Source organism: Paraburkholderia sediminicola (genome assembly GCF_046026895.1).
Classification (GTDB): Bacteria; Pseudomonadota; Gammaproteobacteria; order Burkholderiales; family Burkholderiaceae; genus Paraburkholderia; species Paraburkholderia sediminicola_C.
The window spans coordinates 102010-112561 of record NZ_JAQQEU010000023.1 but is presented as its reverse complement, the minus strand read 5'-3'; the positions used below and the strand labels follow the sequence as shown (position 1 = coordinate 112561).

At 64.3% G+C, this 10552-nt stretch carries 11 protein-coding genes; 7 read left to right on the top strand and 4 right to left on the bottom strand.

The features are described from left to right. From PQR02_RS18265 to PQR02_RS18245, 5 genes are all read left to right on the top strand, one after another. On the top strand, positions 1 to 237 hold a 237-nt coding region (locus tag PQR02_RS18265; RefSeq protein WP_408233672.1), incomplete at its 5' end, for a citrate/2-methylcitrate synthase. A 331-nt stretch (positions 238 to 568) separates the two neighbouring features. Beyond that, a complete protein-coding gene (gene acnD / locus PQR02_RS18260) occupies positions 569 to 3166 on the top strand; it encodes a Fe/S-dependent 2-methylisocitrate dehydratase AcnD (protein ID WP_408233669.1) in 2598 nt (865 codons plus the stop codon). A gap of 168 nt (positions 3167 to 3334) precedes the next feature. Next, positions 3335 to 4522 carry a 2-methylaconitate cis-trans isomerase PrpF gene (gene prpF, locus PQR02_RS18255; RefSeq protein ID WP_408233666.1) on the top strand — a complete coding sequence of 396 codons (1188 nt, stop codon included), beginning with the start codon at positions 3335 to 3337 and terminating at the stop codon, positions 4520 to 4522. A gap of 49 nt (positions 4523 to 4571) precedes the next feature. Continuing rightward, complete coding sequence (locus PQR02_RS18250) at positions 4572 to 4922, top strand: VOC family protein (protein WP_408233663.1); 351 nt, start codon at positions 4572 to 4574, stop codon at positions 4920 to 4922. 27 nt (positions 4923 to 4949) lie between these two features. Then, complete coding sequence (locus PQR02_RS18245; protein WP_408233660.1) at positions 4950 to 6203, top strand: MFS transporter; 1254 nt, start codon at positions 4950 to 4952, stop codon at positions 6201 to 6203. 215 nt (positions 6204 to 6418) lie between these two features. Here the strand turns inward: PQR02_RS18245 and copM are convergent, their stop codons facing one another. Both copM and PQR02_RS18235 read right to left on the bottom strand, forming a co-directional pair. Continuing rightward, entirely contained in the window at positions 6419 to 6817 is a 399-nt protein-coding gene (gene copM / locus PQR02_RS18240) for a CopM family metallochaperone (protein ID WP_408233657.1), read from the bottom strand. A 110-nt stretch (positions 6818 to 6927) separates the two neighbouring features. Then, a complete protein-coding gene (locus PQR02_RS18235; RefSeq protein WP_408233654.1) occupies positions 6928 to 7125 on the bottom strand; it encodes a heavy-metal-associated domain-containing protein in 198 nt (65 codons plus the stop codon). A 239-nt stretch (positions 7126 to 7364) separates the two neighbouring features. On the opposite strand from PQR02_RS18235, the gene hmuQ reads away from it, so the two are divergent. After that, on the top strand, positions 7365 to 7679 hold the full coding sequence (gene hmuQ, locus PQR02_RS18230; RefSeq protein WP_408233651.1) for a heme-degrading protein HmuQ: 315 nt from the start codon (positions 7365 to 7367) through the stop codon (positions 7677 to 7679). 218 nt (positions 7680 to 7897) lie between these two features. Further along, positions 7898 to 8905 carry a zinc-dependent alcohol dehydrogenase family protein gene (locus tag PQR02_RS18225; RefSeq protein ID WP_408233647.1) on the top strand — a complete coding sequence of 336 codons (1008 nt, stop codon included), beginning with the start codon at positions 7898 to 7900 and terminating at the stop codon, positions 8903 to 8905. A gap of 104 nt (positions 8906 to 9009) precedes the next feature. Here PQR02_RS18225 and PQR02_RS18220 read toward each other — a convergent pair whose 3' ends face one another. Both PQR02_RS18220 and PQR02_RS18215 read right to left on the bottom strand, forming a co-directional pair. Further along, the gene (locus tag PQR02_RS18220; protein WP_408233644.1) at positions 9010 to 9633 is read right to left on the bottom strand and encodes an ABC transporter ATP-binding protein; all 624 of its coding nucleotides are present in this window, start codon (positions 9631 to 9633) and stop codon (positions 9010 to 9012) included. 65 nt (positions 9634 to 9698) lie between these two features. Then, complete coding sequence (locus PQR02_RS18215; RefSeq protein ID WP_408233641.1) at positions 9699 to 10541, bottom strand: shikimate dehydrogenase family protein; 843 nt, start codon at positions 10539 to 10541, stop codon at positions 9699 to 9701. Positions 10542 to 10552: the final 11 nt, after the last annotated feature.

Genomic DNA, 10552 nt, shown 5'->3' with positions numbered 1-10552 from the left:
GCGGTGATGTGGGAAGCGAAGAAGATGTTCCCGAATCTGGACTGGTTCAGCGCGGTGTCGTATCACATGATGGGCGTGCCCACGGCGATGTTCACGCCGCTGTTCGTGATCGCGCGCACGGCCGGTTGGAGCGCGCACATCATCGAGCAGCGCATCGACAACAAGATCATCCGGCCGAGCGCGAATTACACCGGACCCGACGACCTGCCGTTCGTGCCGCTCGCAAAACGCGTCTAACGCTGGCCGATCAGGCATCTGCGATGCTGTTGAACGCGTAGCAGCAGTCAAGCCGCGCAAGCGTTTCTCCTCCGTTGCGTCCTCGAAGTTCGATGCAATGAAGTTGGGCCCTGGCTCATCGACACCTGAGCCGGGGCCGCTTTTTGCAGCGGCAACTGAAGCAGTGGCAAGCGCCTCCGCTCGTGCAATGCGTTCACCCAGGCGGCCCTGAAGCAGCGAGCTAAACTACACACATTGCTTGCCCGGCCCGCCACCAAGCGCCGCCCGAAAAGCGCCAAGCCGCCGCTGATCGCGATCGACGCCGGCTCATTACTCTATAGTTCCCCACGCCATGAATACTGCAAACCGCAAACGCCTTCCCGGCACCCAGCTCGATTTCTTCGACACGCGCGCCGCGGTCGACGCGATCCAGCCCGGCGCCTACGACAAACTGCCGTACACGTCGCGCGTGCTGGCCGAAAACCTCGTGCGCCGGTGCGATCCGGCGATGTTGACCGCGTCGCTCAAGCAGCTCATCGAGCGCAAGCGCGAACTGGACTTCCCGTGGTTCCCGGCGCGCGTGGTGTGTCATGACATTCTCGGCCAGACCGCGCTGGTCGACCTCGCCGGCCTGCGCGATGCGATTGCCGCGCAAGGCGGCGACCCGGCGCTGGTCAACCCGGTGGTGCCGACACAACTCGTGGTCGACCATTCGCTCGCGGTCGAATGCGGCGGTTTCGATCCGGATGCGTTCGCGAAGAACCGCGCGATCGAAGACCGGCGCAACGAAGACCGCTTCGATTTCATCAACTGGACCAAGCGCGCGTTCAAGAACGTCGATGTGATTCCGCCGGGCAACGGCATCCTGCATCAGATCAACCTCGAGCGCATGAGCCCGGTGGTGCAGGTGAAAGACGGCGTGGCGTTCCCCGATACGCTGGTCGGCACCGACTCGCATACGCCGATGGTGGACGCGCTCGGCGTGATCGCGATCGGCGTGGGCGGCCTCGAAGCGGAAAGCGTGATGCTGGGCCGCGCATCGTATATGCGGCTGCCGGACATCGTCGGCGTGGAGCTGACGGGCAAGCCGGGCGAGGGCATCACGGCGACCGACGTGGTGCTTTCGCTGACCGAATTCCTGCGCAAGGAAAAGGTGGTCGGCGCGTACCTCGAATTCTATGGCACGGGCACCGCGAAGCTGACGCTTGGCGACCGCGCGACCATTGCCAACATGGCGCCCGAATTCGGCGCGACGGCCGCGATGTTCTACATCGACGAGCAGACCATCAAGTATCTGAAGCTCACCGGCCGCGACGACGAACTCGTCAAGCTGGTGGAGACATATGCGAAGGAAACCGGCTTGTGGGCCGACACGCTGCGGCACGCAGAGTATGAACGCGTGCTCAGGTTCGATCTGTCCAGCGTGGTGCGCACGCTCGCCGGGCCGTCGAACCCGCATCGCCGCTTGCCGGTATCCGAATTGGCGGCGCGCGGCATCAGCGGCAAGGTGGAGAACGAGCCGGGGCTGATGCCCGACGGCGCGGTCATCATCGCCGCGATCACCAGCTGCACGAACACCAACAATCCGCGCAACATGATCGCAGCCGGCCTGCTCGCGCGCAATGCGAACCGGCGCGGACTGACTCGCAAGCCGTGGGCGAAGACCTCGCTCGCGCCGGGCTCGAAGGCGGTCACGCTGTATCTCGAAGAGGCCGGGCTGCTGCCTGAACTGGAGACGCTGGGCTTCGGCGTGGTCGCGTATGCGTGCACGTCGTGCAACGGCATGTCCGGCGCGCTCGATCCGGTGATCCAGAAGGAAGTCGTCGAGCGCGATCTGTATGCGACAGCCGTGCTGTCCGGCAACCGCAACTTCGACGGCCGCATCCATCCGTATGCGAAGCAGGCGTTTCTCGCGTCGCCGCCGCTCGTGGTCGCCTATGCGATCGCGGGTACGATCCGCTTCGACATCGAGAAGGACGTGCTCGGTATCGATGCCGACGGCCACGCCGTCACGCTGAAGGACATCTGGCCGTCGGACGCGGAGATCGACGCGATCGTCGCGTCGAGCGTGAAGCCGGAGCAGTTCCGCAAGGTCTACGAGCCGATGTTCGCGGTGTCCGTCGACACCGGCGCGAAAGCCAGTCCGCTGTACGACTGGCGCGAGATGAGCACCTATATTCGCCGTCCGCCGTATTGGGAAGGCGCGCTGGCCGGCGAGCGCACGCTCAAGGGCATGCGCCCCCTGGCGGTGCTCGGCGACAACATCACGACCGACCACCTGTCGCCGTCCAACGCGATTCTGCCGGACAGCGCGTCCGGCGAATACCTCGCGAAAATGGGCCTGCCGGAAGAGGACTTCAATTCCTACGCAACGCATCGCGGCGATCACCTGACCGCGCAGCGCGCGACCTTCGCGAACCCGACGCTGAAGAACGAGATGGTGCTCGAAGACGGCGAGGTGAAGGCCGGTTCGCTCGCGCGCATCGAGCCCGAAGGCAAGGTCACGCGCATGTGGGAAGCGATCGAAACCTACATGGAGCGCAAGCAGCCGCTGATCGTGATCGCCGGGGCCGACTACGGCCAGGGGTCGTCGCGCGACTGGGCGGCTAAAGGCGTGCGTCTTGCGGGTGCGGAGGCGATCGTCGCCGAAGGATTCGAGCGCATTCACCGCACCAACCTGGTCGGCATGGGCGTGTTGCCGCTCGAGTTCAAGGCGGGTGTGAATCGCATCACGCTCGGCATCGACGGCACGGAGACGTTCGACGTGATCGGCGAGCGCAAGCCGCGTGCGGATCTGACGCTCGTGATCCACCGCAGGAACGGCGAGCGCGTCGCGGTGCCGGTGACGTGCCGGCTCGACACGGCTGAAGAGGTTTCCATCTACGAAGCCGGTGGCGTATTGCAGCGCTTTGCGCAGGACTTTCTGGAGTCGTCGAAGGCGGCGGCTTGAGATTGCTCCGGTCAGCTCGTCCCGATTGAATCGCTTGAATCGCTTGAATCGCTTGAATCGATTGAAGCCGTCGGAACAGGCGGTTCAGCGACGAATATAACGTAACGCAGTACAGGGCGGTGTGGCCTCGCAAGCCATGCCGCCTGCTCACTTCAGGACACGACTTTCATGGCCCATAATCCGCAGATCAAGATTCCGGCCACCTACATGCGTGGCGGTACCAGCAAAGGGGTGTTTTTCCGCCTGCAGGATTTGCCCGAGGCGGCCCAAACGCCAGGCGCCGCGCGCGACGCACTGCTGTTGCGTGTGATCGGCAGCCCCGACCCGTATGGCAAGCAGATCGACGGCATGGGCGGCGCGACCTCGAGCACCAGCAAGACGGTGATCGTCGCTAAAAGCAGCCGGCCCGGTCACGACGTGGATTACCTGTTCGGCCAGGTGTCGATCGACAAAGCCTTCGTCGACTGGAGCGGCAATTGCGGTAACCTGTCCGCCGCGGTCGGCCCATTCGCGATCAGCGCGGGCCTGGTCGACGCAAGCCGCATTCCGCGCGACGGCGTAGCCGCCGTGCGCATCTGGCAAGCCAACATCGGCAAGACGATCATCGGACACGTGCCGATGACCGACGGCGCCGTGCAGGAAACCGGCGACTTCGAACTCGACGGCGTGACCTTTCCCGCGGCGGAAGTGCAGCTAGAATTCATGGACCCGGCCGCGGAAGAAGAGGGCGCGGGCGGCTCGATGTTCCCCACCGGCAATCTGGTCGACGATCTCGACGTGCCGGGCGTCGGCACGCTGAAGGCGACGATGATCAACGCGGGCATTCCGACCATCTTCGTGAACGCGCAGGCGATCGGCTACACGGGTACGGAGTTGCAGGACGCCATCAATAGCGACGAGAAAGCGCTGGCGATGTTCGAGACCATTCGCGCGCACGGCGCGCTGCGCATGGGCCTCATCAAGCACCTCGACGAGATCGCGACGCGGCAGCACACGCCGAAGATCGCCTTCGTCGCGAAGCCGGCGGACTATATGGCGTCGAGCGGCAAGCGCGTCGGCGCGGGCGACGTCGATCTGCTGGTGCGGGCGATGTCGATGGGCAAGCTGCATCACGCGATGATGGGCACGGCGGCGGTGGCGATCGGCACGGCGGCGGCGATTTCGGGGACACTCGTGAACCTGGCGGCCGGTGGCGGCGAGCGTGAGGCGGTGCGCTTCGGGCATCCGTCGGGCACGTTGCGGGTGGGCGCGCAAGCGAGTCAGAAGGATGGCGAATGGACGGTGACGAAGGCCGTGATGAGCCGCAGCGCAAGAGTGTTGATGGAGGGATCGGTGCGGGTGCCGCAGGAGGGGTGAGGGTCGTGCGGTGTTAAGGTGCGTCATCGTCACGGTGGTGGAGGGAGCCATGAGAGTCAAAAGGATCGTCGCGAATATCGGCACGCAGGCGGTGGACGATGCGCAGCGCTTCTACCAGCAGATATTCGGTCTCGAATTGCTGATGGATCATGGCTGGATCGCCACGTATGGGTCTTCCGAAAAGATGGATGTGCAAATCAGTTTCGCTTCGCAGGGAGGATCGGGTACGCCTACGCCTGACCTGTCGATCGAAGTGGACGATCTCGACGCCGCGTTCGAGCGCGTGAAGGCGGCGGCGCTTGCCGTCGAGTATGGTCCGGTCGACGAACCGTGGGGAGTGCGGCGGTTTTATGTTCGTGATCCGTTTGGCAAGCTGGTCAATGTGCTTGCTCATCTTTGATGCGCTGTCGCAAGCTCGGGAGGCAGCATGGAAGACAGGCTGGATGCCGCAGACCCGGCAAATACTGTCAGCGCGACTGAGGCGGCGCTGAACGCGGCACGCGCGAATCGCGCCGTGCTGGTGATCGCCGTCGCGCAACTGCTCGGCACGTCGCTATGGTTCAGCGCGAACGGTGCGATGCGCGACTTGCAGACAGCGTGGCAATTGAACGCATCCGGAATCGGCTGGCTGACGAATGCGGTGCAGGCGGGCTTTATCGTCGGAACGCTGGTCTCGGCAACCACGGGACTCGCGGATCGTCTCTCGGCCAGCAAGGTGTTCGCCGTGTGCGGTGTTCTCGGCGCCGCGTTGAATGCGCTGTTCGCGCTCTGCAGCACCGGGCTCGTATCGGCGATCGTGTTCCGGTTCGGTGTGGGCGTCGCGCTCGCGGGCATTTATCCGCTGGGGATGAAGCTGCTGGTCTCGTGGGACCCGCGCCGGGCCGCGCAGACACTCGCGTTGCTGGTCGCGATGCTGACGCTCGGCACGGCGTCGGTCCATGCGATCCGCGGTCTGTTCTCCACCGTTGCCTGGCAAACGGTGGTGCTCGCTTCGTCGCTGCTCGCGGTGATCGGCGCGCTGCTGGTGCTCGCGCTCGGCGAAGGGCCGCACGCGCGGCGCGCGGGCAAGCGTGGCGCGGGTTTCTCGGCGGGAGTCGGGCAGGTCTTGCGGATCAGCGAGTTTCGCGCGGCCGCGCTCGGCTACTTCGGGCACATGTGGGAGTTGTACGCGTTCTGGACGCTCACGCCGCTTCTGGTGCAGCGTGCGTTTGCGGGCGGCGCACAGGCGTCGGCCAGTGTGGTCGCGCTGTGGTCGTTTCTGATCATCGCGATCGGCGCGATTGGCTGCCTGCTGGGCGGCAAGCTGAGCAGATCGGCCGGCAGCGCGCGCACCGCCGCGCTCGCGTTGACGATCTCGGGCACGCTGTGCGCGGTCTACCCGCTCGCGTCGGCGCTGGGCACCGCCGGGCAGCTTGCGCTGTTGCTGGTGTGGGGCATCAGCGTGATCGCCGATTCGCCGCAATTCTCCGCGCTGTCGGTCAAGGCATGTCCCGCCGACAAAATCGGCGGAGCGTTGACGTTGCAGAACAGCTTCGGCTTTTTCCTGTCGGCGTGTTCGATCCTGTGGTCGACGAGCGCCTATCATTCGCTCGATGCACGGGTCGCGTGGCTGCTGTTGCCCGGGCCGATCATCGGTTTGATCGCGATGAGGCCGCTGCTGCGCAAGCGGCCGCTGTGGTGAGCGGCGCTCGCGTTGCGCGCCAGGCGGGGCAGTGCGCAGGCGGCACAGGTGCGCGAGGGCAGGCTCGATCGAACCGTGTGAGCAGTCTCAGCAGTCCAGGAGGCGCGGACAAGAAAAATGGCGACCCCAGGTGCGGCTTCATCGCACCCCCAAGGGCGTCGGGCGGCGCGTGGTTCGCCGCATAGTCCATCACCGCCGCACCGCAAAGCCGCTTCTCACTTGCCGCCGTGCTTCGCTTGCCAGCGATGCATGAAGGCGATCTCATCGTGCTGGGCCTTGATGATGTTCTGTGCCAGGCGCCTGAGCTCCGGATCTTTCCCATACTTCAATTCCACCTGCGCCATTTCGATCGCCCCCTGATGATGCGGAATCATGTGCGCGACGAAGTCCTTGTCGGCCTCGCCGGTGTATTCGGGTGCGCTCATGGCATGCATCATTTTGTCGTCGGCGGCTTTGAACGCGTCCGTCGATTCGCCCGCCGCGCCGTGCTCCGAACCCGACATGGGCATGCCGTGCATCGCAGGCGCCTGCTGCGCTTGGACCGGCATCGCCGCTACAGCGAACGTCAAGCCGCTGAACATACAAAGAGCACGGAATGCGCGAAGGTTTTTCATAGTGGATGTCCGTAGGTAAAAAGTTGTCCCGAGTGGAGGGTCTCGAGTGAGCTTGCTGCAGGGAGAGCGGAAGTTTAACCAGGGCTCGCGGCTTCCCGGCCGCGTTCCGATCAATTTCCTGCCGAAGGATGAAAACCGGCTGCCTCGATCACCTCGATGAGCCGCTGCCCAGGCAGCATCGACGTGACCTTGACGGTCTTGCCGGAGATATCGACGTCGAGCTTCGCAGCCGGGTCGAGCCGGTTGACCGCACGAGTGATTGCATTGGCGCATCCGCGACACGCCATGTCCGGGATGGCGAATTCCATGTGTTGCCTCCGATGAGTAACCAGACCCAAGCGTGGACCTTCCCACGGCGGTAAGGTCAAGCCCGTTCGCTGATTGATTGACGTGGTTGGACATCGGCGCCCCCTGCACGGTGACGTGGATGACGATGACAGGCAGCAACGCCGGCCTATAATAAAAAACCTCATCGCGGGCGCATGAGGTGTGAACCAAAGAGCCCGCCGCTTGCCAACCGTATCGCAACCGCAAAGAGGCTGACAGCATGTATATCGCCATGAACCGCTTCAAAGTGACACCTGGGTCCGAGGCCGCATTCGAAAACGTGTGGACGTCTCGCGACACCCATCTGAAAGAGGTTCCGGGCTTCGTGGAATTTCATTTGCTGAAGGGACCGCAGAAGGAAGATCACGTTCTGTATTCGAGCCATACGATCTGGCGCGACCGTGCCGCATTCGAAGCGTGGACGCAATCGGAAGCCTTTCGAGCCGCGCATCGCAGTGCGGGAAACGAAAACCGTGTGCTCTATCTCGGACATCCGGAATTTGAAGGCTTCGAGGTCATTCAAACCGTGAAGTAGTCACCGTAAGGCCACGTCCCTCAGCCCGTTTGCAATGAACGGGGCGAGTTGCCTGAGCCGCGCACTGCATGCGCGACGACGCGCTAATCGTGCATGCGGTATTCTTTTGTGAGTCAACCGGCAGGCTCGATCTTCATTGCGCGGCATGCATCGCCAAGCATGTCTGATGCCGATGCATGCCTGCACAGCGCCTGCGCAACTCGCAAAAGGATGGAAACATGAAAGCCGTCAAAATCGGTTCACCCGCCACCGTGGCGAATCTTCAGGTGGTCGACCTCGCGGACCCTGGTCAACCCGCGGCGGGACAGATTCGCGTGCGGATTCACGCGAACTCGTTGAACTATCACGACTACGGCGTGGTAAGCGGCAACCTGCCTGCGGAAGCGGGCCGGATCCCAATGGCGGACGGCGCCGGCATTGTCGAAGCGGTCGGCGCCGGCGTCAGCGAATTCAAGGCCGGCGATCACGTGGTGTCGTGCTTCTTCCCGTTCTGGGAAAACGGGCCGCCCGCCGTCGGCGACTTCCGCACCACGCCAGGCGACGGCGTGGACGGTTACGCGCGCGAAGCCGTCGTGTTGCCGAGCCACTACTTCACGCATGCGCCGCGCGGCTACAGTCATGCGGAAGCAGCAACGCTGACTACAGCCGGGTTGACCGCGTGGCGCGCGCTCGTCGTGGACGGGCAGTTGAAGGCGGGCAGCACCGTGCTCGTGCTCGGCACAGGCGGCGTGTCGATCTTCGGCTTGCAGATCGCCAAAGCGATGGGCGCGTCGGTGATCGCCACTTCGTCATCGGATGCGAAACTCGCGAAGCTTCGCGAGCTGGGCGCGGACCATACGATCAACTATCGCGACAATCCTGAATGGGGCAAACAGGTTCGTCAGTTGACGGATGGACGAGGCGTCGATCACGTGATCGAAGTAGGCGGCCCCGGCACGTTGCCGCAGTCGATTACCGCGTGCCGGATCGGCGGCCATATCGCGCTGATCGGCGTGTTGACCGGACGCGCCGGACCGGTGCCGACCGCGGCGCTGATGGCAAGACAGCAACGCTTGCAAGGGCTGATCGTCGGCAGCCGCCAGGATCAGATCGACATGATCCGCGCGCTGGAAGTGACGGGCATCAAGCCGGTGATCGACAGCACGTTTGCGCTGGAGAAACTCGGCGATGCGTTCCGGCACGAGGAATCGGGCGCGCACTTCGGGAAGATTTGCGTGACGATGTGACGATGTGACGAGCGCGTCGGCAAGCGGGAGTGAAGTCCGGTCGAGGATCGCGGCGTTACTCCCGCTGCTTCGATATGTGCGGGACAGTGCTTGACCCGCAGTCCTCACGCGCGCCGCGCGAGACCCGCGAAATCAACGCTCGTCGCTTCGCACGCTTTCGTCAATGCCGTGTCGTAGCTGGTAAAGAACACCGTGCGCGTACGCGCCAACGATTTGAACAATTCGACCAGCACGGCGCGTGCGGCGGCGTCGAGCCCGCCGGCCGGTTCGTCCGCGATGACGACGCGAGTCTCGCCAAGCGCCGCCGCAGTCAGGAAAAACTTCTTCCGCGTGCCGAACGACATCTGTTCGAAATGTTTGTCGAGATGTGGCGTGAGCCCGAAGCGGTCCGCCAGATCGAGCGTATCGCTGCCGAGCGCCGTCTTTCTCTCATCCGCCACATCCTTCAGATACTCACGACCGGTCCGATCGGGATCGATCATGCAGTCCTCGGGGACATACGTGAGCACGGATTTCGCGGCGCGCGGCGCGCTGCGCAACGAATGGCCGCCGAGCCACACGTCGCCCGAGTCGGCTTCGATCGTGCCGGCCAGGATGCCGAGCAACGTCGATTTTCCGCTGCCCGATTCATCGTTTAACGCGATACATCCCGACGCGGCGTGGTAATGCAGTCCCTCGAAGATGATGCGGTCGGCGTAGTGCTTGCTGAGGTTGTCGAATCGAAGCATGAGTTGGAGCGTAGGTGTTCAGCAGGTTGGCGTGGCGCCAGTTTAGCAGCGCAACGCCGTTGCATTCACCCGTCCGCTGCGAGCAGGAACGTCACCATCCGGTCGCACACACGGCCGAACATCTGCGTGCCCGTCACGGTCGGGCAACCGCGTGCGCGCGCCGCTTCGATCAGCGGCGTGAGCGGCGGTTTGGTCACCACATCGCCGACGAAGGTCGTAGCTGGCAAGCGCGATACGTCGATCGGCAACGGATCGTCCGCGCGCATGCCGAGCGGCGACGCGTTCACGACCACGTCGTATGCATGAGCCTGCACCGCGGCGTCCACGCGGCGTGCTTCGCCATGCCCGAGCGCATTCAATCGCCCGACCAGCGACGCAGTGCGTTCGGCATCGTTGTCGCGCACTTCGAGCACGCCGATGCCGCTTTGCATCAGCGCATGGCCGATCGCGGAACCCGCACCGCCGGCGCCGACCAGCAACGCGCGTTTGCCGCGCAACGCGCAGCCCGCGTCGACGAGCGCCGCGACGAAACCCGTGCCGTCGAACATGCCGCCGTGCCAGTGCCCGTCCGCCGTACGGCGCAGCGTGTTGACCGCGCCGAGGAAGGCCGCTTGCTCGGACAACGTCGAGCAATATTCGGCGGCGCTGAATTTGTGCGGCACCGTGATGATCACGCCGTCGACGTTGCGCATCGGCGTGACGCCCGCGAAGAACGCGGGCAGGTCGGCGGGGGCGACGTGAGCGGGGACCACCAGCGCGTCGCGGCCGGCGGCGCGCAACGCGGCGGTCACGCCGGACGGCGAGCGCACCTGCGCAATCGGATCGCCGACGATGAAATACACCCGCGTCGCGCCGCTCAGGCCCTCATCGAGCGAAGCGGAAAACGGCAGTGCGTGAGCTTGCGTCATATTCGAATCTC